The organism is Methylorubrum rhodesianum, assembly GCF_014199985.1.
GTDB classification, from domain to species: domain Bacteria; phylum Pseudomonadota; class Alphaproteobacteria; order Rhizobiales; family Beijerinckiaceae; genus Methylobacterium; species Methylobacterium rhodesianum.
In genome coordinates, this window is record NZ_JACHOS010000021.1 from 58,499 (window position 1) to 82,627 (window position 24,129).

At 68.8% G+C, this 24,129-nt stretch carries 20 protein-coding genes and 1 pseudogene; 5 read left to right on the plus strand and 16 right to left on the minus strand.

Features of this window, described 5'->3' with window-relative positions; all coding sequences use genetic code 11:
• Positions 1-11 precede the first annotated feature (11 nt).
• Positions 12-190 (plus strand): annotated as a pseudogene (locus HNR01_RS23945) (transposase); the annotation flags it as partial.
• 107 nt (positions 191-297) lie between these two features.
• On the plus strand, positions 298-1,110 hold the full coding sequence (locus tag HNR01_RS23950; RefSeq protein WP_183670296.1) for a sulfite exporter TauE/SafE family protein: 813 nt from the start codon (positions 298-300) through the stop codon (positions 1,108-1,110).
• 29 nt (positions 1,111-1,139) lie between these two features.
• Here the strand turns inward: HNR01_RS23950 and HNR01_RS23955 are convergent, their stop codons facing one another.
• The 4 genes from HNR01_RS23955 to bluB all read right to left on the minus strand — a co-directional run bounded on the left by HNR01_RS23955 (position 1,140) and on the right by bluB (position 4,736).
• Positions 1,140-2,363 carry a DUF2336 domain-containing protein gene (locus HNR01_RS23955; protein WP_246417632.1) on the minus strand — a complete coding sequence of 408 codons (1,224 nt, stop codon included), beginning with the start codon at positions 2,361-2,363 and terminating at the stop codon, positions 1,140-1,142.
• Positions 2,364-2,472: 109 nt separating this feature from the next.
• Positions 2,473-3,291 (minus strand): response regulator, encoded by an 819-nt coding sequence (locus HNR01_RS23960; RefSeq protein ID WP_183670298.1) that lies wholly within the window; start codon positions 3,289-3,291, stop codon positions 2,473-2,475.
• An 81-nt stretch (positions 3,292-3,372) separates the two neighbouring features.
• Positions 3,373-3,888: a L,D-transpeptidase gene (locus HNR01_RS23965; RefSeq protein ID WP_017485359.1), complete on the minus strand. Its 516-nt coding sequence runs from the start codon at positions 3,886-3,888 to the stop codon at positions 3,373-3,375.
• Between the two features lie 182 nt (positions 3,889-4,070).
• Positions 4,071-4,736: a 5,6-dimethylbenzimidazole synthase gene (gene bluB / locus HNR01_RS23970; RefSeq protein ID WP_183670299.1), complete on the minus strand. Its 666-nt coding sequence runs from the start codon at positions 4,734-4,736 to the stop codon at positions 4,071-4,073.
• 490 nt (positions 4,737-5,226) lie between these two features.
• Between bluB and HNR01_RS23975 the strand changes: the two genes are divergently transcribed.
• Positions 5,227-5,598: a DUF2794 domain-containing protein gene (locus tag HNR01_RS23975; protein ID WP_096485005.1), complete on the plus strand. Its 372-nt coding sequence runs from the start codon at positions 5,227-5,229 to the stop codon at positions 5,596-5,598.
• A 53-nt stretch (positions 5,599-5,651) separates the two neighbouring features.
• Here HNR01_RS23975 and HNR01_RS23980 read toward each other — a convergent pair whose 3' ends face one another.
• The 6 genes from HNR01_RS23980 to HNR01_RS24005 form a co-directional block, all read right to left on the minus strand.
• Positions 5,652-7,826 (minus strand): TonB-dependent receptor, encoded by a 2,175-nt coding sequence (locus tag HNR01_RS23980; RefSeq protein ID WP_183670301.1) that lies wholly within the window; start codon positions 7,824-7,826, stop codon positions 5,652-5,654.
• 517 nt (positions 7,827-8,343) lie between these two features.
• On the minus strand, positions 8,344-8,964 hold the full coding sequence (gene eda, locus HNR01_RS23985; RefSeq protein WP_153875537.1) for a bifunctional 4-hydroxy-2-oxoglutarate aldolase/2-dehydro-3-deoxy-phosphogluconate aldolase: 621 nt from the start codon (positions 8,962-8,964) through the stop codon (positions 8,344-8,346).
• Positions 8,965-9,013: 49 nt separating this feature from the next.
• Complete coding sequence (gene edd, locus HNR01_RS23990) at positions 9,014-10,843, minus strand: phosphogluconate dehydratase (RefSeq protein WP_183670303.1); 1,830 nt, start codon at positions 10,841-10,843, stop codon at positions 9,014-9,016.
• 404 nt (positions 10,844-11,247) lie between these two features.
• Positions 11,248-12,264, minus strand: a complete 1,017-nt coding sequence (locus tag HNR01_RS23995; RefSeq protein WP_183670305.1) for an Hsp33 family molecular chaperone — start codon at positions 12,262-12,264, stop codon at positions 11,248-11,250.
• A gap of 258 nt (positions 12,265-12,522) precedes the next feature.
• Positions 12,523-14,634: a carbohydrate porin gene (locus HNR01_RS24000; protein WP_183670307.1), complete on the minus strand. Its 2,112-nt coding sequence runs from the start codon at positions 14,632-14,634 to the stop codon at positions 12,523-12,525.
• Positions 14,635-15,019: 385 nt separating this feature from the next.
• Complete coding sequence (locus HNR01_RS24005; RefSeq protein WP_183670309.1) at positions 15,020-15,544, minus strand: DUF2147 domain-containing protein; 525 nt, start codon at positions 15,542-15,544, stop codon at positions 15,020-15,022.
• Positions 15,545-15,879: 335 nt separating this feature from the next.
• Between HNR01_RS24005 and ndk the strand changes: the two genes are divergently transcribed.
• Complete coding sequence (gene ndk, locus HNR01_RS24010) at positions 15,880-16,302, plus strand: nucleoside-diphosphate kinase (protein WP_017485368.1); 423 nt, start codon at positions 15,880-15,882, stop codon at positions 16,300-16,302.
• Positions 16,303-16,494: 192 nt separating this feature from the next.
• The gene (locus tag HNR01_RS24015; RefSeq protein WP_017485369.1) at positions 16,495-16,878 is read left to right on the plus strand and encodes a hypothetical protein; all 384 of its coding nucleotides are present in this window, start codon (positions 16,495-16,497) and stop codon (positions 16,876-16,878) included.
• 230 nt (positions 16,879-17,108) lie between these two features.
• Here the strand turns inward: HNR01_RS24015 and HNR01_RS24020 are convergent, their stop codons facing one another.
• The 6 genes from HNR01_RS24020 to HNR01_RS24045 form a co-directional block, all read right to left on the minus strand.
• Complete coding sequence (locus HNR01_RS24020) at positions 17,109-18,260, minus strand: M48 family metallopeptidase (RefSeq protein ID WP_183670311.1); 1,152 nt, start codon at positions 18,258-18,260, stop codon at positions 17,109-17,111.
• Positions 18,261-18,267: 7 nt separating this feature from the next.
• The gene (locus HNR01_RS24025; RefSeq protein ID WP_183670313.1) at positions 18,268-19,557 is read right to left on the minus strand and encodes a YjgN family protein; all 1,290 of its coding nucleotides are present in this window, start codon (positions 19,555-19,557) and stop codon (positions 18,268-18,270) included.
• A 561-nt stretch (positions 19,558-20,118) separates the two neighbouring features.
• Complete coding sequence (locus HNR01_RS24030) at positions 20,119-20,352, minus strand: YbdD/YjiX family protein (protein ID WP_183670315.1); 234 nt, start codon at positions 20,350-20,352, stop codon at positions 20,119-20,121.
• A gap of 7 nt (positions 20,353-20,359) precedes the next feature.
• On the minus strand, positions 20,360-22,417 hold the full coding sequence (locus HNR01_RS24035) for a carbon starvation CstA family protein (RefSeq protein WP_183670317.1): 2,058 nt from the start codon (positions 22,415-22,417) through the stop codon (positions 20,360-20,362).
• 295 nt (positions 22,418-22,712) lie between these two features.
• Positions 22,713-23,339, minus strand: coding sequence for a TPM domain-containing protein (locus tag HNR01_RS24040; RefSeq protein ID WP_183670318.1), 627 nt, complete (start codon positions 23,337-23,339; stop codon positions 22,713-22,715).
• Positions 23,329-24,114, minus strand: coding sequence for a TPM domain-containing protein (locus tag HNR01_RS24045; RefSeq protein ID WP_183670350.1), 786 nt, complete (start codon positions 24,112-24,114; stop codon positions 23,329-23,331). Before HNR01_RS24045 ends, HNR01_RS24040 begins: the two co-directional genes overlap by 11 nt.
• Between the last annotated feature and the right edge of the window lie 15 nt (positions 24,115-24,129).

A 24,129-nucleotide genomic window follows, 5' to 3' on the forward strand; every position in this document is an offset into this window, starting at 1 on the left:
ACCTTCGCAGCCGGCGGTCGATCCCGCAGGAGATGCTGCTGCGGACGACACGGATGCAGGCGGTTTTCTCGGTGCGCTCCGAGCGGATGCTGATCGAGCCGATCGATTGCAACCCGCTGCTCGGCTGGTTTTGGGCCTGGAGATCAATGCGCCGGTCTGGCGCCAAGTCCATCCTGGTCCGGTCGGGCATCATCCCCTGCGGTGATCGCTTGCGCGAATGCAGGTTCGCGCGCGTGACCGATCAGAATCGAGCGCGCGGCGCGATCCGGCAGCTTGGATTGCTCGGAGCATCGAGCAATGGATGACCTCGTCCTTCGCATCGTCATCTTCGCAATCGTCGGCTTAGTCTCCGGCTTCATATCCGGATTGTTCGGCATCGGCGGCAGCACCGTGCGCCTGCCCATTTTCATTTATCTGCTTCCCTGGGTCGGCATTCACCATTCGGTGCTGATGCATGTGGCATCGGCAACATCCATGGCGCTGGTCATCCCCAGCGCCATCACCGCGACCCGCGAGCAATATGCACTCGGGAACCTCGATGTCGCGTTCTACAATACCTGGGTGATCGGCCTTTTCATCGGCGTCGCCTTGGGGGCGATCTTGCTTCCGTATGGATCGACCGAAATCCTGCAGACCCTCTTCGCGGTCTATATCCTTCTGGTCGGCTTCTACATCGCCTTCGGCCGTGGACGCGTTTCATCCCGAGGCGCGCCGCCGTCGGGCGGCAAGAGGATCGGTATCGCGTCGTTCGTCGGGCTCGTCGCGGCCTTGACCGGAACAAGTGGCGGTACACTGACGACGCCGATCCTGAACACCTGCGGGCTCGCTCTGGAAAAGGCGATCGCGATCGCCTCCGCCACCGGATTGGTGACCGGAACCATTGCGACGATCGGAGGCATCATCACCGGATGGCATGCCCGGGATCTGCCCTCCTATTCGCTCGGCTACGTCGACCTCGTGATCTTTATCGTGATGATGCCGACGGTGATGATCAGTGCACCCTTGGGCGTCGCCGTTGGCGGGAGGTTCAGCGAGACGACGCTGCAGCGGATCTACGCCGCTTTGCTCATTCTGGTCGGATTGGATCTCCTGCGGCGGCTGGCGTTCTGACCCGTTTGGCGTCGAGCGGCAGCCGCGGCCTACGGCCCGCCTCCGGTTGAGCTGCGGTCATCCGCCTCGGCCTCGTCGAGGAAGGCGGCGCAGCCCAGGGGCATCGCCGCGAAGCGGATCAGGCGGCGCCCGGTGCCGGGCCGCAGGCGTCGATGCAGCCCCCAGGCCCCCTCCGCCGTTTCGGGAGGAAGCGTCTCGCCGAAGCGCCGGGCGAGCAGCGCCTTCAGCACCGGCCAGGGATGATCGAGACCGCACAGGATCGCGGCGAGGGCTGTCGGCGCGGACGCGTCGAAAGCGGCCACCGTGGCGGCGAGCGGGAGGCCGGCCGCGTGGGCGATGGCGGCGAGCCCGTCCTCGATGCGGTTCAGGTTCAGCCAGCGTTCGAGTTGGGATGCGCTCGGATCGCGGCGGGAGCCGCTGGATCGGCTGCCGATGACATCGAGCGAGGCGCGAAACCGCGCGAGACGGTCTTCCGCCACTGGCTGAGCCAGGGTTTGCGCCGCGCGGTCCAGCAGGCGATCCGCCTCGGCGCGGTCGCCGGCGAGATCGGTCTCCAGCGCCTCGGCCGCCCGTCGGCGGGTCCGCTCCAGAAGCGTCGGTGCGAGACCGGGCGGCAGGTCCGGCCGACGGGCGAGGCGCAGCGTCACCGCCTCCCCCCGGTCGGCATGGGCCATCAGGCCGGAGAAGCCGGCCTCGGAGAAGGCCGCGCCGGGATTGTCGAGCAGCCGCGCTGCGGCGCGACCGTCGCCGTGGCGCAGCAGCAGGTCCGTCAGGTCCGGGGTCAAGGTCGGCCGCGCGGCGATGGCACGGCGATGCCCGTCGCTGCCCGAGACCGCGACCTCGGCCAGGATGGCGTCGCCGAGACCGGGACAGCGCGCGAGGAGCGGTGCCGCGACCTCAGCCGAGGCATCCCGGGCGAGCGCCCGGGAGGCTCGCGGCGGCCCGAGGCGCAAGGGGGCGAGCCGCTCGGCGAACGCTCGTCGCGCCGCCGTATCGATCTGGCCGCATAGGGTGACGAGCAGCCCGTCGAAGGCGGGCTTGTCCGGCGGCGGCAGGCGCGACCAGCGCTTGGTCAGCAGTTCCGCCGATTGCAGCACGAGCTTCGATTGGAGCGCCGCGTCACCGCTGCGCAGGGCGTCCTCGATGCGTCGGACGAGATCGTTGAGGCGCGCCCGCGCGTAGGGATGCTGCGTACCGGGACGGCTGCCCGGTGTCTGGTCCTGCATCGGTCTCGGCCGGGAAAGGGTGTCCATGGCGACGGATCGGTGCTCCGGAGCCGGCCGATGCCGGCCCTGAAGGCGCTCATCCCTCGGGATGCATCGTCTCCTCCAGAGAGCCGAAGGCCGCCTCTCGGGACGATGCCTAGACAGCCTGCCCCATGGTCGGCCCGGCGTCGAGCAGGCTTTCGCGCCGGAGCGCGTTGATGAGGTAGGGCTGCCACAGGCCGAAGCTCTCGTGCACCGCCTTGTCGATGTCGAAGAACTGGAACGGCTTGGGCAGGAAGCCGGATGCACCGAAAGTGGTGAGCTGGCGCTGGACGCCCTCCTCGATCCGTGGACCCGTCATCAGGATGCGGGTCTCGGGACGGCGATCGTTGATGCGGCAGGCGACTTCGAGGGCGGGATAGTCGGGCAGGCTCATCTCGATGATGGCGAGATCGACCGGGTCCCGCTCGATCAAACGGACGGCGTCCCGGCCGCCCGCGGCCTCCCGGATGCGGAACGAGAAGTGGCTCTGCCCGAGAAGCTTTCGCACGAGCGTGCGCGTCGCCTGCCCCGGATCGACGACGAGGCAGTCGAGGGAGCGCGAGAGGATCCGGCGGGCTGCCAGCAGGCGGCCGATGTGGAGGTCGCCCAGCGGCTTGAGGATCACGTCGTAGGCGCCGACACGGCGGGCCGTGGCCGACCAGCGGGGGGCGAGCATGTCGGTGACGAGGACGACGAGCCCCTGCGGATTGCCGGTCTCGCGCCAGCGTCGGATGTCGGCACCGTTGGTCTGCGGCAGCAGCACGTCGACGAACAGCAGGTCGACGGGCGAATCGGCGAGCGCGCGGTTCAGCGCGCTCCCGTCGGCCGCCTCGATCACCCTCGCCGCCGGATCGGCCCGTCCCACCGCTTCCGCGAGGGCCAGCCGGGTCTCCTCGTCCGGATCAGCGATCAGGATGGTGGGCGATGCAGTCACCGGCGGGTCCCATGGTCGTCGTGCGGGCATCCGCCGCGTCTTCCGGCGTGGCGGATGGCTGCGGCGCGATCCGCCGAGCGCTCAGCGCATCACATACACCTGCGTGCCGACCGAAACACGCTCGAACAGGTCGGCGATGTCCTGATTGTACATGCGGATACAGCCGTAGGACGCGAACGTGCCGATCGAACGCGGCCGGTTGGTGCCGTGGATGGCGTATTCGCCGCCGCGCAGGGTCATCGCCGCCACGCCCATCGGGTTGCTCGGCGAGCCGCCGCGGATGAGGCTGGGCAGGCGCGGGTGGTCGCGCTTCACCTCGGCCGGGGGCGACCAGTCGGGCTGATAGTACTTGCCGTCGATCTGGGTGGCGCCGCTCCACTGCTTGCCCGGCTTGCCGACCGCGACGGGATAGCGGATCGCCGTTCCGTCGCCGTTGACGAGATAGAGCCGGCGCTCGTTCGTGCGTACCACGATCGTGCCCGCGCCGAGCCCGTCGGCAAAGGGGACGACCTCACGGGCCTGCGCGGCACCCGCCGCGCACAGCACTGCCGCGAACGCGCCCGCGAGACGCGCCCTGTACTTGCCTGTTCCGAACATCGAAGATCGCCTTTCCGAGCTGGAGCGTAACTGGCGAAGACGATCCAACGTTCCAGCTTGCCGCTTTGCTTTACGCGCAGCGAAATGCGGACCTCATGCACGGCCTCTTGGCAGGAGGGCGAATCCTGCGCTCAGCAATTCCGGCAAATTTTAAGTAACGGGCGCGGCTTCCGGTAACGCCCTCAGCGCTCGTGCAGGTGGACCGCCTCGGGGCACCGATCCTGCCAGCCGTGGCGGACGAGTTCGGGATCGGCGTGCTCCTCGACCGGGTGGCCGACGCAGAGGTAGGCAACCAGCGTCCAAGCGGCCGGCACGTCGAGGGCCTCCGTCACGGCGGCGGGTTCGAGGATCGAGACCCACCCGACCCCGAGGCCGTGGGCCCGGGCGGCGAGCCAGAAGGCGTGGATGCAGGCCGCCACCGAGTAGCGCAGCATCTCCGGCATGGTCGCACGGCCGAGTCCGTGGCCGGCCTCCGTCGCGCCGTCGCAGAACACCGCGAGGTGGAGCGGTGCCTCGTGCAGGCCCGCGAGCTTCAGGCGGGCATAGAGCGCGCCCCGCTCGTCCGCGTAGGTCGCACGGGCGGCGGCATTGCAGCGCTCGAAGCTCGCGGTGACCGCCGCGCGCCGGCCGGCATCGGCGACCCGCACGAACCGCCAGGGCTGGCTATTGCCGACGGAGGGCGCCAGCGCCGCGAGATCCAGACAGGTCCGCAGCACGGCCTCGTCGACCGGATCACCGCGGAAGCGTCGCACGTCCCGCCGCCACGCGAAGAGATCCCCGAGGCGTGCCCGGAAGGCATCGTCGAAGACGGGCGGGCCGACCGACGGGGAAGGGAGAGGTTGAGACATCGCCGCCGCTTGTCGCGCCGGCGGGCGCGGCTGCCAAGATGATCTTCACAAGATGGTCTTTTCGCCGGTCTTCGGGACAGCGGCCTCGCTCCGATGCCCGGCATCGAGACGAAAAAAGGGCGGCGCTCCGAAGAGGCCGCCTGAAGTCCTTGGGTCTCGAAACCTCCGGGTGTCGGCTTGCCGGGATCCACGGCATTGCCCGAGGGCTGGGGAGCTCGGGTTCAGGCGCCGCCGCGGTAGACAGACCGACGAGGTTTCAGGTCACAGTGAAAGCGTTTCGCGGTGGCGATGGCAAGGCGGGATCGCGGCAAGACGGTGATGTTTGCCACCTCACCGTGCGGCGACGCACATGCGTCGCGCATCTCGCGGGGAAATTGCTCGGTGAAGGACGGCAGCGGTCGATGGCTGGCGAAGCACCTTGCGGGCGCCTCGGACGAGTCCCATCATCTCCCCTCGCCGCAGGAACGCCGGCACCGATACGGGAGCGACGATGAGTGAGGGGCAGAGCGTCGATCACCGCTCGAACGACCGAGACAGTCAGGTCATCCCGTTTCCGTCCTCGACGAGCCCGCAAGTCGCCTTCCAGCGCGACGAGCTGCGAACCATCTTCAATCTCTACGGGCGGCGCGTCGCCGAGGGCGAGTGGCGTGATTACGCCCTCGACTTCCGCCGGGACAAGGCGGTGTTCTCGATCTATCGCCGGACCTCCGAGATGCCGCTCTACCGGATCGAGAAGGATCCCAAGCTCGCCCGCCGCCAGGGCGCCTACGCGGTGATTGCGGCGAGCGGCCTCGTGATGAAGCGCGGCAACGACCTCGCCCGCGTCATCGGGGTGCTGGAGGGGCCGTTGCGGGCGGTGTGATCCCGCCTCCGGGCGGGCCCGGCGACGGGATCGATGACATCACCGCCGGGCGGTTACCAGCGCACGACGATCTGCGCCCTGACCGTGCGAGGCGCGCCGGGCAGGATGTTGTTGTTGTTGTGCGCCGTGACGATGTAGCGGCGGTCGAACAGGTTCTCGATGTTGACCTGCGCGCGCGCGTTCTCGCTGATGTTGTAGAACAGTCCCATATCGAACCGCGAGTAGCTCGGCAGCCGCACGGTGTTGTCCGAGGTCGCGAAGCTGTGGGACTGGTTGATGAACCCGACGCCGACCGAGAAGCGCGGGTCGATGTCGAACTTGTTCCACAGCGTAAAGGAATTGAGAGGGACGAGACCGACATAGTTGCCGGGAAGGATCGTATCGGAAAGCCGGTTGGTGATGCGCGCGTCGGTGAAGGCGTAGCCGCCCGCGATCGACCACCAATTCGTCACGTAGCCGTTGGCGCCGATCTCCGCGCCTTGCGTGTTGGTCTGTCCCGAGGTCAGGAAGAAGCCGGGCCGGTTCGGGTCGGCGAGGCGCTGGTTGCTGCGGTCGAGGTTGAACAGCGCGCCGGTGATCTGAAGCACGGGCGACACGTCGTACTTCACGCCCACTTCCGTGTTCTCGAACTTCTCCGGCTCGGCGATGACGAGACCCGGTGTCAGCGCGCTGAACTGGTCGCCCGAGGAGGGCAGGTAGGAGACGCTGTAGCTCGTGTAGAAGGCGAGGTTCGGCAGCGGCTTCACGACGATGCCGGCCCGTGGTGAGACCAGATCGTCGATGCGGGCATTGGTGACGTTGGTGCGCCGGTCCGTTGCGGCGAAGTCGAAATGGTCGAAGCGCAGGCCGCCGATGAGCTGGACGTACTCGTTCAGCTCGATCTGGTCCTGCACATAGGCCGCGGCGAGGCCGAGGTCGTACCGGCTGTTGGCATCGCTGGCGATGTTGCGGAAGGTGACGCCGACGCGCGAGACCGGCGCGAGCGGATTGACCACGAGGCTCTGCGGTGCACCGGGCGTCGCGAAGAAGCCGGTCTCGCGCAGGCTCAGGCCCTCCTGGTAGCCGAGCTCGAACCCGCCGAGCAGGGTGTGCTTCACCGGGCCGGTGAGGAACTGATAGGTGAAGTCGGTCTGGTTGAAATAGTTCGTCCGGTCCGTCTGGCTGTTATAGGCCGAGAGCGAGACAGCCGTGCCGGCCGCGTTCACGGCGCCGCCCGGAAAGACGTTCTGGTAGAACTTGTTGTAGTCGGCGAAGCGCGACTGGCTGCGCATCACGACGCCGTTCTCGAACACGTGGTCGAGCTGCGCTGTCGCGATATGCGCGTTGACGTAGGTCTGCGACAGGAATGGATTGCCGAAGAAGGTCGAAGTATTGTCGCGGTAGCGGTAGGGCCGGCCGAACTGCGAGGGAATCCCGCGATCGGTGGTGCGGTCGTCGTGGAAATACTCGTAGGACAGCTTGAGCGTCGTCTGCGGCCCGATGAGGAACGTCATCGTCGGGTTCACGCCGTAACGGCGGATGTCGACGAAGTCTCGGTAGGTCGCGGTGTCCTCGAACACGCCGTTCATACGGAAGAACACGTTGTCCGAGAGGCGGTCGCCGACATCGACCGCCACGCGCTTGTTCGCGAACTGCCCGCCCTGGGCCACGATCTCGCGGACAGCCACGCCGTCGGCTTCCTTGAGGACGCGGTTGACCACGCCGCCGCCGCCGCCGCGGCCGAAGATCATCGCGTTGGGGCCTTTCAAGACCTCGATGCGCTGGATGTTGTAGAGGTCGCGGTAATACTGCATGTCGTCGCGGATGCCGTTGACGAAGAAGTCGGCGTTCGAGCGCTGGCCGCGGATGATCAACTCGTCGCGGTTGCCCTCGCCCTGAGCCTGGATCACGCCCGGCACGTAGCGCGTCGCCTCGCCGATCGACTGGAAGCCCTGGTCGAGGATCTGCTCCCGCGTGATGACCGAGACGGATTGCGGGGTATCGAGCAGGGGCGTCGGCGTCTTGGTGGCGGTGCGCGTCGCCTTGCCGAGGTAGCCCACCGTAACGCCGCCCTGCGGCTCGAGGCGCGGGGCGCCGCGACCGAGTCCTTCGACGGCCAGTTCATCTAGCGCGACCACCGTCGGCACCTCCGCCGGAAGGGCGGGCTGGCCCTGTGCCGGGCTCGTCAATGCGGCAGCCGTTCCTGCCAGAAGTGCTAGAGCGACTTCGTTCGCTGCGCGACGTCTCAAGTTCAAGTCCCCGTCTTCTTGGCGATATTTGATAACGCCGTTCCGTCACCTTTGCGCTCTTGACGGCATCGTTCGACGGGGATCAAGCGGGTCAGGTATTATAACAAACGACAAAATCTATATTTTTGATTGGAATAACTCTCGAGAGACCACTAAATTATTGGGCAATACGGCGGTTTTCGCAGATTAGAATACATGTAGTCTGTAAAACACGGAAACGCTGTGGCCAAAAGGCCACGGCGTTCATGGGGGTTCTTGCGAAGGATTCACTTTCGCAACGCATCGAAGCGCGTGGAGCGGCCCACGCTCCCGACAGGTCCGATGCGATTCGTCTTCGTCATGGCGGGGCCGTGACGCCGGGGGGCGCCCGCGCACCCACCGCGGCGGTTCGGCACCGGGCGGCGTGAGCCGCGGGTCAACGCGGCGTGGAGCCGGGCGTCGAACGGGACCTCTGGCCGCACCGGAATCGGGAGAGGGGCGTCGTGACCGGCCGGTCGCCGCCGCCCGGACGGGTCCCCTAGCGGCCGGCGCGCAGCGTCGCGGCCGCCTCGGCGAGGCGTCGGATCGCCGTCGGGTCGGGCTTGCCCGCGGGCACCACCCAGCTTCCGCCGACGCAGAGCACGGCGGGGTGGGCGAGCCACTCGCCCGCGGTCGCCTCGGTGATGCCGCCCGTGGGGCAGAAGCGCACCTGGCCGAAGGGGGCGGCCAGCGCCTTCAGCGCCTTGAGCCCGCCCGCGGCCTCGGCCGGGAAGAACTTGAAGCGGTCGAGTCCGTGATCGAGGCCGCGCATGATGTCGGCGGCGGTCGCGACCCCCGGCAGGTAGGGCACGCCCGAGTTGATGGCGGCCTCCGTCAGCGGCGCCGTCAGGCCCGGGCTGACGATGAACTTGGCGCCGGCCCCGATGGCGGCATCGAGATCGCGCGCGTTCAGCACCGTGCCGGCACCGACCACCGCACCCTCGACGCTCGACATCGCCCGGATCACATCGAGCGCCGCAGGGGTGCGGAGCGTGACTTCGAGGGCAGTGAGCCCGCCGCCGACCAAGGCCTCGGCAATGGGCACCGCGTCGGAGGCATCCTCCACCACCAGGACGGGGATGACGGGAACGGAGCGCATCAGCGCGTCGATGGTGCTCATCGGGGTCTCCTCCGGTGTCGGTTCGGCGTCGGGCGGGTCGTCGGATGCCTCAGAGCCCTGCCGCCGCCAGCATCGCCGAGCCGCCGCGCTCGGCGTCGTCGGCGCCCTGGCGCATGAAGGCGAACAGTTCGCGGCCGGTGCCGAGGCCGTCCGGAGGCCGAACCGCGTCCTCGCGCCGGTCCCACTCGGCCGGATCGACCAGCACCTCCAGCAGCCCGTCCTCCGCCGAGAGGCGGATGATGTCGCCGTCGCGGATGCGGCTGATCGGACCGCCGCCGATGGCCTCGGGGCTGAGATGGATCGCCGCCGGCACCTTGCCGGAGGCGCCCGACATCCGCCCGTCGGTGACGAGCGCCACCTTGTGACCGCGGTCCTGCAGAACCCCCAGCGGCGGCGTCAGCTTGTGCAGTTCCGGCATCCCGTTGGCGCGCGGTCCCTGGAAGCGGACCACCACCACGACGTCCCGCTCCAGTTCGCCGGCCTTGAAGGCGGCGATGACCTCGTCCTGATCGGAGAAGACGCGGGCCGGGGCTTCGACGGTGCGGCGCTCGGGGTCGACCGCGCTGGTCTTGAAGGTGGCCCGTCCCAGGTTGCCCTTCACCAGCCGCATCCCCCCATCCGGCTGGAAAGGGTTCGCGGGCGGACGCAGCATCGTGTCGTCCAGCGGCTCGGCCGGTGCCTCCTCGAAGGTGAGTTCGTCCCCGTCCCCCGAGAGCTTCGGGTCGCGGGCGTGATCGCGCAGGCTGCGGCCCGCGACCGTGAGGATGTCGTCGTGCAGGAGACCCGCATCGATCAGCGCGGCGATGACGTAGGACATGCCGCCGGCCGCGTGGAAGTGGTTCACGTCGCCCGCGCCGTTGGGATAGACCCGGGCGATCAGCGGCACCACGCCGGAGAGCCGGTCGAAATCCTCCCAATCGATGACAATGCCGGCGGCCCGCGCCATGGCCGGCAGGTGGATCGCATGGTTGGTCGAGCCGCCGGTGGCGAGCAGGCCGACGATGGCGTTGACGATCGCACGCTCGTCGATGCAGCGCCCGAGCGGACGGTAATCGTTGCCGTTCCAACCGATTTCCGTCAGCCGGTGGACCGCCGCGCGCGTCACCGCCTGACGCAGCCGCGTGCCCGGATTGATGAAGGAGGCGCCGGGCATGTGCAGGCCCATCACGTCCATCATCATCTGATTGGAATTGGCCGTGCCGTAGAAGGTGCAGGTGCCGGCCCCGTGATAGGAGGCCGATTCGCTCTCCAGCAGCTCTTTACGGCCGACCTTGCCCTCGGCGTAGAGCTGACGGATGCGCTGCTTCTCCTTGTTGGCGAGCCCCGAAGGCATCGGCCCGGCCGGGATCAGGATCATCGGCAGGTGGCCGAAGCGCAGCGCCCCGATGATCAGGCCCGGCACGATCTTGTCGCAGATGCCGAGCAGGGCCGCGCCCTCGAACATGCCGTGGCTCAGGCCCACCGCGGTGGAGAGGGCGATGGTGTCGCGGGAGAACAGCGACAACTCCATGCCGCGCTGGCCTTGGGTGACGCCGTCGCACATGGCAGGCGTGCCGCCGGCCACCTGCGCGGTGGCGCCGACCTCGCGGGCGAAAATCTTGATCTGCTCCGGATAGCGCCCGTAGGGCTGATGCGCCGAGAGCATGTCGTTGTAGGCGGTGACGATGCCGATGTTCATGGCGCGGCCCGCGATGATCGCCGGCTTGTCCTCGCCGGAGGCCGCGAAGCCGTGGGCGAGGTTGCCGCAGGCGAGCGTCGGGCGGTGCACGCCCGCCTCCCTCTCGCGCTCGATCAGGTCGAGATAGGCGCGGCGACTGTCGCGGGAGCGCGCGATGACGCGTTCGGTGACCGCGGCGACCTCGGGGTGAAGCTCCGGCATGGCTCGTTCGCCTCGTTCGGATTTCGACGGCACGGCAGGCCCGCAAGATCGGGGCCCGCGCTCCCCTTAACATGGAGAGAGTCCAAACAGCATCACGCTTGTGAGAACGTTTTCATTGTCCAGCCCTGGACGTCGACAGGGGCATTTTCAGCGGCCGCCCGCGGCGCGGAGCGATCCGGATGCCGCGTGCGCATCACCCTCCGGCCGCAGCGGCGCACCGCCGCGGCGGACCGCTCCGCCGCAGGGCTGAACCGATCGATCGGAGAGGACGCACGACGCGACCGGATTGCCGGAGGCTCGGTTTCGCTCCCGTCGTTTCCACCGGTGTTGTGGACGCGGCCGTGCGCTCGTCCGATCGAATACGATCGCGTCCCGCTCCGCCGAGGGCGTCCGTGTCGGTCCTCTCACGCCCCCGGCGCGGCGGCGATCTCCCGCTCCACCTCGGCCGGATCGAGCACGTAGCGGCGTGAGCAGAACTCGCAGGTGATGGCGATGGTGCCGTCATCCGCCACCATGTCCCGACGCTCCTCGGCCGAGAACGAGCGGATCATGCCCATCACCCGCTCCTGCGAGCAGCGGCAGCGCTCGACCACGGTCTGCGCGTCGAACACCCGCACGCCGCGCTCGTGGAACAGCCGGTAGAGCAGCCGCTCGCTCGACACCGCCGGATCGACCAGTTCGTGATCCTCCACCGTTCCGACGAGGCTGCGCGCCTCGGTCCAGGCGTCGTCCTCGGCGGGTGCGCCGGTGAGGATCTCGTGGCCCTCCGGCGCGTCGCCGGGGGGCAGGTCGGCCTGGCGCATCCGGTCGGGTGAGGTGGGCAGGAACTGCACCAGCAGCCCGCCCGCCCGCCAGCGGCTCTCGCCCCCCTCCATCTGCTCGGCCACGGCGAGGCGAACCAGTGTCGGGATCTGCTCGGACTGGCGGAAATACTGGTGCGCCGCCTCCTCCAGGCTCTGGCCTTCGAGCGCGACGACGCCCTGATAGCGGCTCTGGGTCGGACCCTGGTCGATGGTCATGGCGAGGTGGCCCCGGCCCATCAGGTCGGCGGCGCGCGCCTTCGGACCGAGGGCCGCCACCGGGTCCGCGTCGAAGCGGGCGGTGGCGCGCACCCGGTCGGGCGCCTCGAAATCGACCACCAGCATGTTCACCGGCCCGTCCGTCTTGGTCTGGAGCTGGAAGCGGCCTTCGAGCTTGAGCGAGGCGCCGAGCAGCACGGTGAGCGCCGCCGCCTCGCCGATCAGCCGGGCGACGGCGTCGGGATAGCCGTGGCGGCGCAGGATCGTGTCGATCGACGGTCCGAGCCGCACCGCGCGACCGCGCAGATCCAGCGCCTCGACGGCGAAGGGCAGCACGGCGTCGTCGCCGCCCTCGAGCGAGGGCATGGGCGGCATGGAGGAAGAGGCGTGTCCGGAGCTCATGGGCTCTCCGTGTCGGGCTGAGAGAAAGGGGCGGGAGAACGGCCGGTCCGGCGGCATCACGCCAAACCGGCGGAAGCGCAAGGGCAGGGGCACGTCCTCGACAGGCCCTCATATGGGGAGCAGCGTGCCGCGGCGCGAGGGTGGTGCGAGAGCGGCGCGGGACGCTCCAGGCTCGGTATCCTTCCGCAAGCCCCGAAGGCGGTCGCAGGCCGCGAGCCGGCGATGTCCGCTCGGGCGTTGGGGGTGATGGGACGGCTCTCAGAAATCCGTGTGCAGGCGCGTCCCGAAGAAGTCGGCCGGGCCGCGGTCGCGGTTATAGGCCGGGCTCTCGACATGCTGGTAGTCGAAGGACATCGTCACCGCCTTCGTCAGGTTCAGCGCGTAGTAGACCTCGACCGCCCGTTCCGGCGCGTAGCGGTCGAGGCGCCCGTCGCCGATCAGGAGGCCCAGGCCGCCGTTGGCGAAATAGGCGCGGTGCGACGGCGAGATCCGGTTCGCCGCGGCGCCGAAGCCGATCGTGTCCTGCGGTCGGCCCCAGGCCGTACCCTTGAGCGACAGGCCGCCCGAGACCGAGCCGTCGATGTCGGTAAACGATAGGTTCTCATTGCGCCCGTCATTGACGCTCGCCCGCGCGAACAGGCCGAGATCAGGGGTGAGCGCCTGTTCGAGGTTGATGTAGGCGCCGCTCTTGCGCCGGGGCTCCCGGGTCGCCGCGACCGCCGTGTTGATGTCGGGGAACGCGCCGGCCTGGGTCAGCGCCACGACCTGGCGGAAATTCGCGGTGTTGCCGACATTCGAGAACAGGCCGAGGCGGAGGCGGCCCGGCTGGTCGAGCCCCGGCAGGACGTGGCGCTCCTCGACTTCGACGACGGCGCCGGCCCGCTCGAACACGCGCGGGTCGAGCACGTCGGACGAGGGCTCCTTGGGCACCTGCGTGTAGGCGGCGCGGACGGCGAACTCCGCCCGGTTGTACTCGACCATCACGCCCTGCGTGAAACCGGGGAGGTTGGCCGGAAAATCCCAGGCGGCCGAGGCCCACAGGCCCCAGTTCATGAAGTCGACCCGCGGGTCGTGGGCGTAGACGTTGCCGTCGAAGTAGTCGCCCAGCGCGAACTTGCCGGCGATCACCGTGATGCGCTCGACGTCGCGCGTGCCGGCGATGGAGTTCGGTCCGTCGGGCACCGCCTCGGTCTCGCCGCCGAGCCCGAAGGTCTGGCGCACGAAGTAGCGGTTCGAGCGCAGCTTCGGGAAGGGGGCGCCCGCCTTCTGCGCCTCGCCGTTGACGAAGCCGGCCACGCCCAGCGTGCGCGACAGGCCGAAGCCCTGACTGAATTCCGGATTGTAGTAGATCTCCGTGCCCTCGAAGAGCTTGAGACCGAGGAACAGCGTTGCGGTCGTCGTCGCCTGCGCCTGGTCGGGGACGAGGCTCTGCGGACCGCGATAGGGCGAGCGGAAGCCGGTCACGCCCTGGTTCACGAAGGTGGTCTGGCCGTGCAGCGAGAAGCGGGCGTCCTTCGGGGCCTCGTCCTCTTCCTCCGGCACCAGGCTGAGCGCCTGCGGGTGCCAGATCAGGCGTGCCATCATCTTGTTGGAGACGAAGCCGGTGCGGGTCGTCACCGGCCCGCCATCCGGGCCCGGCAGCGTGCCGAGGCCGAAGCGGCGGCTCTCGCCGAGGTCGCTGTAGCGGTAGTCGATCCCGAGCGAGAGATGCGGATCGACCGCGAACTGCACGCCCGCGCCGAGGGTGAAGCCGAGATAGGAGACGTCGCGCATGGCGGTCGCCGCCGGGCTCCCGGCGAGATCGGGATAGGTGGCGAGAACCCGCCCGTTGGCACCTGTGAGCCCAGCGGTCACGTAGATCAGGTTGTTGCCGAAGGCGTAACCGACCCGGGCACGGGCGGCGCCGAACACGTCCGTCTTCTCGCGGATCAGGGCGAAGGGCGGATCGATCGCCTCGTAGCCGAAGCCCGTCGCGTCGGAGCGCGCGCCGCGCTTGAGATTGGTCCCGGCGAGATCGGCCTCGATGCCGTAGACGAAGGCGCCGTCCTGCCAGGTCCAGCCGGCGAAGGCGCCGCCCGCCACCGTGGTGGCGTCGCTGCCGAGGTCGCGGCTGCCGGTGGCGTCCCCCGTCGCGATGGATCGGACCCGGCGCGGGCCGATCGTGGTCGGTCCGAAATCGTAGGTGCCGAACGAGGCGCCGGCGCTTCCCTGGAGCCCGCCATAGAAACCGGACCAGTCGAGGACGCGGGATCCGGCAGGGTCGGCGAGGTCGGCAGCCGGTGCCGCGGCAGGATGGAGGCCGAAGACAGCGACGAGGACGACCGAGGCGGCCGCCCGTGTCCGGATCTTCCCTGCGCGCCCCTTGAACACCTGCGCCAGCCCCCGCCGTGATCCCACACGCGGCCTAGCAGATGTTATTGCCGCCGCAATCCGCCCGAGCCCCGTCGAAGCAGAGGCTTCGGAACGGTGGCCCTGGCGCCACGATGGCAGGGAGAAGCCGAAACATCCGACAGGACGATGACGCTCGTGTCGGCAGGGCCGAAGGCCGGGGATGAGCGCCTGGGGATGAGGGTCTGGGGATGAGGGCCGGCGCGGGACCGATCGCGGTCGATTCGTCCCATCCTGCCCCTTGCCGGGCCGAAGCTTGGCCCTAGCTCGGAGGAGCCGTGACCCCCATCAGGTTAGGCAAACTTCAGGGCGCGTCCGCGAGGCCGCGCCCTTTTTCCATGCCCGAGGCGTCGGTTCGCGGCGCGCTTCACTCCGTCGGAGCGACGGCCGGCTTGGCCGGCTTGGCGCCCTTCGCGGGCTTGGCCAGCGCCTCGACCGGAGCCGCGGCGGCCTGCTGGTTCACGTCAGGCACGCGGGTCCAGGTCTGCGATCCGCACAGCACCTTGAGCATGCAGCCCTGCACGTTCAGCTCGGCATCGCTCTCACGCTCCAGGCTGACCTGATAGATCTTGCCCTCGTCGGCATTGTAGATCTCGCCGGCGAAGCCCGCATCGTCGGGCTTGAGGTTGTCGAGGAGCGTGAGGCCGATGATCGGCCGCACCCGCTTCTTCGGATCGGGATTCTTGACGTCGGTGCGCGGTGCGCCGGCATCGTCGGTCGGAGACTTCAGCCACACGACCTTGCCGCAGGCATTCCCGCCGCTCGGGCCGCAGCGGTCGATGCGGATCTTGGCGCGCCCGTCTCCCGTCAGCCACGTTCCGGAGAGGTCCTTGGGGGCGGCGAAGGCCGAGCTGGAGGCCAGCAGGGCGGCGAGACCGAGGGCGATGCGCATGGATTGGCTCCTGAGGCTGGACCCGGATTCGGGCCTGAGTCTTGCGGAGAAGGGATCGCCCCGGCGGCGAGCCGGGGCAGGCGGACCGTCCATCGATTCAGCCCGCGCAATCCGGCGATTTTTCGGCAGTGTTGCGCTGAAGCCATGGCAAGGCCGAAAATGGCCGCGCTTGCCCTCGGCCGGTCCGTCGCGAGGATGCCCGCTCGCCGATTGGTTGAGGAGCCTCCGCTCCGTCGCTATAAGCCCGGCGCGCCGGCAGCCTCTCGGGCGGCTTTCGAGTCCGCTCTCATCCAGCGCGTCGCGCGACCCCTTTCTCCAACGAACCGGACCGGACCATGGCCAACGAGCGCACCTTCTCCATCCTCAAGCCCGACGCGACCCGCCGCAACATCACCGGCGCCGTCAACGCCGTGATCGAGGCCGCCGGCCTGCGCATCGTCGGTCAGCGCCGCATCCGCATGACCCGCGAGCAGGCGGAAAAGTTCTACGAGGTGCACAAGGAGCGCCCGTTCTTCGGTGAGCTCGTCGAGTTCATGACCTCCGGCCCGGTGGTCGTGCAGGTGCTCGAGGGCGAGAACGCCGTCGCCAAGTACCGCGAAGTGATGGGCGCCACCAACCCGGCCCAGGCCGCCGACGGCACCATCCGCAAGCAGTTCGCCGAGTCGGTCGGCGAGAACACCGTCCACGGCTCCGACAGCGCCGAGAACGCCAAGATCGAGATCGCGCAGTTCTTCAAGGACGCCGACATCGCCGCCTAAGGCGCTCCCTCGCCGGCCCCGGATCGCGGGGCCGGCGAGAGACCGATTCAAGCTTGCGCGAGGCTGACCCCGCGGGGGCGGGAAGGGCGCAATCCGGCCGAGTGTGACTCTCCTGCCCTAGCGGCGCGGGGCGGGCGGACCGAAGAACGGAAACGATCGACGATTTCCCGTCTCTCTTCGGATTTTCGCTCCATGCGCTCCACGTTTTCGCGCACCGGCCGCCTGCTCGTCGCGGCCGGCCTCGTGTCCCTGCTCGCCGCCTGCAACTCCGCCGGCCGCTCGACGCAGTACACCTCGCTCGAAGGCTACGTGCCCGATCCGGCGCTGAAGACGGCCACGAAGAGCAATCTCACCGGCCGCGTTCGCCACGCCTGCACCGTCACCCAGGCCAAGCTGCAGAAGGTCGAGGAAGCCGCGCTCGCCGCCCCCTGCGGCTGCTATGCCGATCGCACCCTGTCCGCCCTCGACAAGGACGAGATCGCCTCCTACCGCACCACCGGCTACTTCAACGACACGGCCCGCGCGAAGGCGCTGAACGCCCTCGACAGCTGCAAGCTGCCGCGCCCGATCGTCTGATCCGGCCCTGAAAGAGGGGGCGGCGTCTGCCGTCCCCTTGCGGGCGTCCGCCCTGCCGCCCCCGAAGGCCTTTGACTCCCGGTCTCGCTCCCGCCCCGGTTATCAGGAGGCGGAGCCGAGGAAATCTAGGGTGCTGCCTTTCCCGGAACGATCGCGCTGTGCGCACGCATCGCCGAGGCTCGCGATGACCCCGCGTGGCCTTGATATGAGCCGCTTGGCCGGAGATCGGCCTACAGCTTCTCGGTCGGCGTGGGCGACTTCCCGTCGTTCGGCCTCGTCTTCTCCGGCTTTGCCTTCTCCGGTTTGGCCGGCTCCGGGCAGAGGCCCTGAAGGCTCTTCCACTCGGCCTCGGACAGGATGCCTGATCCGGTCGGCTTCTCGCCCGCCAGCGACCGGATCCGCGCAGCCCGTTCCGCCGTGAAGGGGTGGGAGCGCAGGAACGAGATCCCATCCGGCTTCTCGTCGTCCGCGTCGGTGATGCGCTCCAGAATCGCGGCCAGCGCGGCGCCGTCGCCGCCGGCCCGCTTCACGGCCGCCACCGCGTAGGCATCCGCCGCCCGCTCCGCGTCGCGCGAGTAGCCGGCCGAGATCGCCGCTTGGCCTACCGTCACCAGCACCGTCGAGCCGGTGAGGTCGCCGAGCACGAGGCTCAGCAGGAACGAGGTGCCGCCCGCCGTGATCACCGAGCGCATCGGATCGCGCGCGGCGACGTGGCCGAATTCATGGGCGAGGATGCCGGCCAGCTCATCGCCGTTCCGGGCCTTGGCGATGATGTCGGAGAGCAGGATCACCCGGCCGCCCGGCAGGGCGAGGGCATTGGCGATCTTGTGGCGACGCACGCTCACCTGAGGCGCCACCGGAAGTGCCATGCCCTCGGAGAGCCGCGCCGTCAGCCGGTCGAGGACGGCGCGTCCCGCCGCCTCGTTGCAGAGCGGTGGGTCGTCGAGCAGGGTGACGATCTGCCCATCGACGCTGCGCCCGAGCTGCGCCTCGATCGCCTGCGGCACCAGCGGTGCGAGCAGGCCGGACGCCGCCGGCACGCCGTAGATCGCGGTCAGCAGCACGGACAGGCCGGCGGCGATCGACCAGAGCACGAGGCGGGTGACGCCACTTCCGCCCTCGGTCCGGTTCAGGTCGGGGCAGCGCGCCATCAAGGCCTGTGCGAAGGCTTCATCGGCGAACTCGACGCTCTCCGGCCCCTGGGCGTGGTTCACCCGCATCAGGGGCGCGGCCGCATCGGCGGCGCGCAGATCGAGCAGGCTCCAGTCGCGGGCGACGTCCTCGCCGACGATGTCGAGCCGGAAGGTCAGCCGCAGCGTCACCGACCGGGGCCGGGCGCTGATCCCGTCGAAGAAGGTGCCCGTGGTGGTGATCGCCTCCATCGGCGCGTTAGAAACCGATTTCGAGGGCGCCACCGACATCGAGCGCGTCGGCCAATCCCTCGTTCAGGCCGCTCGCCGGCGCGCGGGTCGAGGCGAGCACCGCCTCCAGCGCCGGAAGGTTCTCGATCTGCATGGTGGTTGCCACCGCGTGCCACAGCCGCACGCTGACGATGCGGACGTAGAGCACGTTCGTGCCGAGGATCGCGCCGAGATAGAGCAGCACGGTCGAGACGATGACGAAGGCGTGGATGCCCGCATTCTCTCCGTTCGTGGCGATCAGTGGCACGAGCAGGGCCAGGATGATGCCCAGCACGAGGATGAAGCCGATCAGGGCCAGCATGTAGACGAGATAGGGAAAGTAGAACTGGCGCGCCTTGAGCGAGGAGTTCAGCCGCGCCGCGCCGAGATGGGCCGCATTGAGGAAGGTGCGGGTTTCACGGGCGCGATAGTAAGGGATCAGCAACAATGCGAGCGGGATCGACACGGAGGCGGCGATTCCGACGGCACCGGCGTAGTAGACGAGCGGCGTATCCGCGTAGTCGGGGTTGAAGATGAGCTTGCTCTTCTCGCTCGCCGGATCCTGGATCAGCAGGTCGGTCGGGACGTCGAAGCCGCTCGCCGCCAGCAGCGCCAGGACGCTCGCCAGGATCGGCAGCAGCGCGACGATATAGAACATCATCCAGGGCATCAGGATCGAGCGGCCGGTCGCTGTCGAGCGCATCCGGCTCTGGCCGACCAGGGTGTGGTCGATGCGGTAGCGCTCCAGGGCCGCGCGCATGAAGGGGAAGGCGAGGCCGAGGCTGACGATGGTCCCGAGCCACCACAGGCTGGCGAGGCCGGCATAGGCGAAGCCCGACCCGTCCTGGCCGAGGCGGATGCCGCGCCAGCGCGTGCGCGAGGCGCGGTAGCGCCGTCCGCGGAACAGCGCGTATTGCCCGAGGACGAACAGGCCGATGAAGGAGATCGGCGCGGCGAGCGTGGCCAGGATCGGGCTCAGGAGGCCGATGACGAACAAGAGGATGTAGATCGGCACGAGGATGGCGAGCGCCACCAGGAAGCCGAGGAACAGCTCCTTGCCGGTGCCGAGATACTCGGCCGGGCTGCCGGCGACGACCGTGCGACTCCAGAAGAAGCGCCGCAGGTTGGTGATGTACCAGAACCGGTAGATCGAGAAGGTGATCAGCGAGAGCAGGAAGCCTTTGACCACGATGCCGACAAGGCCCGGTGCCCTTCGATCGAACGCGATCTCTCCCGTCCGCGCCGGAGCCGGGCTCGGCACGCCCTCAGCTTGATTCATCGTCGTGGTCCCCCTCGTCGCGGCGGAGACTAGAATCCTCGGCGAGTGCGTTGCAATGGCGCAGGGGCTACAATCTTTGTTATAAGTGCGGGCGATCTGGGAGCATGCGTGGTTAGAGGCCAGCGGTGCCGTTCATGGTTAATTTCACGTGAAAATCATTTCCGGTGCCGCCCTTGGCGAGCGGTGATCCGGTCAAAGTTCAGGCTTGGGTGTTGCTCGGCTCACGTGCCGAACTTTTCCTCATACGGCTGCGGATGGACTTCGAATGACCGCTCCGCGCCGAGAGCGACCCAGCGCCGTCCGGTTGCTGGTGGCTCCGCACCGCGCGGACGCGGGTGAGATGACCCGAGGCAAGGGGCGGAAAACCGAGAGGGAGACAGCCGAGCCAAGTCGTCCGGACGGCGAAGAGCCGTATAACGCGAAGGGTTGAGCCGTCCCCCTTCGGCTGCCGCCACGATGCGCCCGGACCACGAACGAAGAACGCCGGGCCTCGATCAAGGCCCGGCGTTCTCCGGCATTTTCGTCGTCCAAGGGTGGTCAGCGTTCCGGGCAGGCTGCGGCTCAGCAGCAGCGGAAGCCCGACGTATTGCCGACCCCGAAGCGGGCGTTCTCGCGATTGCGGAAGAACTCGCGCTCCGTCATCGGCGTCTGGTCAGGATGGGTCTTGCTGATATGCGCGACATAGGTCCCGTAATCGCCCTGACCCACCATCAGCCGCGCGCCGTCGCAGACGCACTTGTTGAAGGCCCGGAGGCGATCGCGAAAGCTCTGAGACGATGCAGCGGTGCCGGTCATGTCGGCCTCACTCAGCCGGTGCGAGGTTCGGATCGGCTTCGAGCGCCGTCCAGCGGTCGGCGCGGTAGGCCTTGACGCAGGCCATCACCCCGAAGACGACGATCGCCACGACGAGGCCGACGAACATCACGGCGAGCGCCGCGTCGATGCGGTCGTTGAAGACGATCTTGTGCATGTCGTCCATGCTCTTGGCCGGTGCCAGCACCTTGCCCTCGGCGATCGCCTTCGCGAACCGGTCCGCATGGCTGAGGAAGCCGATCTTCGGGTCGGGCGAGAAGATCTTCTGCCAGCCGGCGGTGAGGGTGCAGATGCACAGCCACACGGTCGGGATGATCGTGACGAAGGCGTAGCGCTCGCGCTTCATCTTGAAGATCACCACGGTCGCCAGGGTCAGCGCCACTGCGGCCAGCATCTGGTTCGAGATGCCGAACAGGGGCCACAGGGTGTAGATGCCGCCGAGGGGATCGGTGACGCCCTGGTGGAGGAAGAAGCCCCAGGCGCCGACGCAGAGGGCGGTCGCGACCACGCTCGGCCCCCAGGACGCAGTGTCCTTGAAGGTCGGCGAGATCAGGCCGAGCAGGTCCTGCAGCATGAAGCGCCCGGCGCGGGTGCCGGCATCCACCGCGGTCAGGATGAACAACGCCTCGAACAGAATCGCGAAGTGGTACCAGAAGGCCATCATCGTCTTGCCGCCGATGGCCGACGAGATGATGTGGGCCATGCCGACCGCAAGCGTCGGGGCGCCGCCGGTGCGGGAGATGATCGAGTGCTCGCCGACATCCTTGGCGGTCTGGGCGATCACGTCCGCGCCGACGGGGAAGCCGAGCGCCGTCACCGCCGCCGCCGCGCTCTCGGGGGTGGTGCCGACGAGGCCGCCCGGCGAGTTCATGGTGAAGTAGATGCCCGGCTCGATGACGCAGGCGGCGACCAGCGCCATGATCGCCACGAAGCTCTCCATCAGCATGCCGCCGTAGCCGATGAAGCGGGTGTCGAGTTCGTTGTCGACGAGCTTGGGCGTCGTGCCCGACGAGATCAGGGCATGGAAGCCCGAGACCGCGCCGCAGGCGATGGTGATGAACAGGAACGGGAACAGGGAGCCGGCCCAGACCGGACCGGTGCCGTCCACGAACTTCGTCATCGCCGGCATCTGCATGTGCGGCGCCACGAAGACGATGCCGATGGCCAGCCCGACGATGGTGCCGATCTTGAGGAAGGTCGAGAGATAGTCGCGCGGGGCGAGCAGCAGCCAGACCGGGAGGATCGCGGCGACGAAGCCGTAGCCGATCAGCATCCAGGTGAGCTGCACGCCGGTGAAGGTGAAGGCCGGGCCCCAGTACGGGTCGGCGGCGATCTGGCCGCCGTAGACGATGGCGGCCATGAGCAGGACGAAGCCGATGATCGAGACCTCGCCGACCTTACCCGGCCTGATGTAGCGGGCATAAAGACCCATCAGCAGGGCGATCGGGATCGTCGCGCCGACGGTGAAGGTGCCCCAGGGGCTCTCGGCCAGCGCCTTGACCACCACCATCGCCAGCACGGCGAGCAGGATGACCATGATCATGAAGGTGCCGAACAGGGCGATCACGCCGGGGATCACCCCGAGTTCGGCCCGGATCAGCTCGCCGAGCGAGCGCCCGTCGCGGCGCATCGAGATGAACAGGATCATGAAATCCTGCACTGCGCCCGCGAGCACGACGCCGGCGAGGATCCACAGCATGCCGGGCAGGTAGCCCATCTGCGCCGCGAGGACCGGGCCGACCAGCGGGCCGGCACCGGCAATGGCCGCGAAGTGGTGGCCGAACAGCACCGACTTGTTGGTGGGAACGTAGTCGAGGCCGTCGTTGTGGCGATGAGCCGGCGTCTCGCGCTTCGGGTCGAGGCGCATGACGTTGTCGGCGATGTAGAGGGAGTAGTAGCGGTAGGCGATGAGGTAGACGCAGACTGCGGCGACCACGACCCACAGGGCGTTGATCGGCTCGCCCCTCTGTGTGGCGACCACCGCCAGTGCCGCGGCACCCAATGCCCCGACGAGGGCCCAAGGCCCGTGTTTCTGTATCGCGCCCATGCGACGCCTCACTCCGTCATTGGCCGCATTCTTGATGCAGGCGGCCTTACACGGTTCTGTTTGGCGCAATTTTTCCTGCGATGCCAGTTGCGGGGAACACACAGGCCCGCGTTCGATCGGCGTCCGCAGTAACATCTATGATGATGCGTCACCCCTCCCGTTGGATGAGATTGGTGCCTTGGCAGCGGCGCTGGCGAGCGTCTCAAGTGGGTGATCGACTGGCGAACGGAGCCGGTCGTTCGGAGCGCCGCCTGAGCTCTGCGCTCCGCTGCGGGTCACGGGTAGGCTTGGCGCCTCAATCGAGGACGATCACCCGGTTGGGCAGCTGGTTGTCGCTATGGGAGCCGGGCAGCTCGGCCTTCAGCACCGCCCCGACCCGTTCCACCGCCGCGACGAGTCCTTCGCCGAGCGCGTCGCGCCCGGCGGCGCTGAGCAGATCGGAGACGATGGCGCGCCACTGCGCCTCCTCGACGCGGGAGCGCACCCCCTTGTCGGCCACGACTTCGGCGTAGCGCTCGGCCAGCGCGACGTAGACCAGCACCCCGGTGCGCCCCCGCGTTCCGGTGAGACCGTGAGCGAAGAATTCCCGGCGGGCGGCAGCGTGCGCCCGCTCGCGGCGCCAGCGCCGTGGCGTCAGCGCGATGCGCAGGCTCTCGTTCAGGGTCAGCAGCAGGGTCGCGAGCACGCCGACCGCCTGGGCCAGCGCGATCTGCCCGGCGCCGAGATCGGTGAGCAGGATCAACGGCCAGGGAAGGGCGAGGGCGACCACCAGCGCGAGGGCCAGGCCGGGGGAGCGGTAGAGCCCGGCGCGGGCGGCCACGAGCACGATGATCTCGCCCGCGGTGCCGGCCTCCGCCCGGCCGATCGCCGCGGCGATCCGCTCCCGCTCGGCCATATCGAGGATTCGCGCGCTACCAGTCACCGGAGGCCCCCCCGCCGCCGAACGAACCGCCCCCGCCGGAAAAGCCGCCGCCGCCGTCCGAGAAGCCGCCGCTCCATCCGCCCGACGGTCCCGGTATGACCACGAAGCCGCCGCCGCGGCCTCCGCGTCCGCCCCCGCTCATTCGCGTCAGCACGACGACGAGGGCGATGATGACGATGATCCAGAAGATCACCGTGACGGGATCGACCGCGTCCGCCCGCACCGGCGCCCGGCGCTGCCACTCGTCGGCATCGCCCGCGAGGATCGGCAGGATGGCGTCGACCCCGGCCTCGATCCCGCCGGAAAAGTCCCCTTGGCGGAAGCGGGGCGTGATCGCGCTGGTGATGATGGTCTTCGACAGCGCGTCGGTGAGCGCCCCTTCGAGCCCGTAGCCGACCTCGATCCGGACCTTGCGCTCCTTCGGCGCCACCAGCAGCAGCACGCCGTTATTGGTCTTCTTCTGGCCGATGCCCCAGCTCCGGGCGAGACGGTTGGCGTAGTCCTCGATCGTGAGATCCTGAAGGCTCGGCACGGTGGCGACGACGAGCTGGTCGCCGGTCCTGTCCTCGTGCACCTTGATCTTGCCGTCGATCCGCGTCCGCGCCTCAGGCGAGAGGATGCCGGCCGCGTCCACCACCCGTCCCGTGAGCTTGGGGAAATCGGGATCGGCCGCGGCAGCGAGCCCGGCGAGGATGGCCCAGATCAGGCATGCGAGCGACAGGACCGGCAGCACGCCGGCCGCAGGGCGCCGAGCGATCCGGCCGGGACGTGTCATCACCACGGAGGCACG

Coding starts and splice junctions, on each gene's coding strand:
- HNR01_RS23955 (WP_246417632.1), bottom strand. CDS start 2,363: ATGGACACCCTTTCCCGGCCGAGACCGATGCAGGACCAGACACCGGGC.
- HNR01_RS24045 (WP_183670350.1), bottom strand. CDS start 24,114: ATGACACGTCCCGGCCGGATCGCTCGGCGCCCTGCGGCCGGCGTGCTG.
- edd (WP_183670303.1), bottom strand. CDS start 10,843: ATGCCGGAGCTTCACCCCGAGGTCGCCGCGGTCACCGAACGCGTCATC.
- HNR01_RS24035 (WP_183670317.1), bottom strand. CDS start 22,417: ATGGGCGCGATACAGAAACACGGGCCTTGGGCCCTCGTCGGGGCATTG.
- HNR01_RS24025 (WP_183670313.1), bottom strand. CDS start 19,557: ATGAATCAAGCTGAGGGCGTGCCGAGCCCGGCTCCGGCGCGGACGGGA.
- HNR01_RS23995 (WP_183670305.1), bottom strand. CDS start 12,264: ATGAGCTCCGGACACGCCTCTTCCTCCATGCCGCCCATGCCCTCGCTC.
- HNR01_RS24020 (WP_183670311.1), bottom strand. CDS start 18,260: ATGGAGGCGATCACCACCACGGGCACCTTCTTCGACGGGATCAGCGCC.
- HNR01_RS23950 (WP_183670296.1), top strand. CDS start 298: ATGGATGACCTCGTCCTTCGCATCGTCATCTTCGCAATCGTCGGCTTA.
- HNR01_RS24030 (WP_183670315.1), bottom strand. CDS start 20,352: ATGACCGGCACCGCTGCATCGTCTCAGAGCTTTCGCGATCGCCTCCGG.
- HNR01_RS23965 (WP_017485359.1), bottom strand. CDS start 3,888: ATGTTCGGAACAGGCAAGTACAGGGCGCGTCTCGCGGGCGCGTTCGCG.
- HNR01_RS24005 (WP_183670309.1), bottom strand. CDS start 15,544: ATGCGCATCGCCCTCGGTCTCGCCGCCCTGCTGGCCTCCAGCTCGGCC.
- bluB (WP_183670299.1), bottom strand. CDS start 4,736: ATGTCTCAACCTCTCCCTTCCCCGTCGGTCGGCCCGCCCGTCTTCGAC.
- HNR01_RS23975 (WP_096485005.1), top strand. CDS start 5,227: ATGAGTGAGGGGCAGAGCGTCGATCACCGCTCGAACGACCGAGACAGT.
- eda (WP_153875537.1), bottom strand. CDS start 8,964: ATGAGCACCATCGACGCGCTGATGCGCTCCGTTCCCGTCATCCCCGTC.
- HNR01_RS24015 (WP_017485369.1), top strand. CDS start 16,495: ATGCGCTCCACGTTTTCGCGCACCGGCCGCCTGCTCGTCGCGGCCGGC.
- ndk (WP_017485368.1), top strand. CDS start 15,880: ATGGCCAACGAGCGCACCTTCTCCATCCTCAAGCCCGACGCGACCCGC.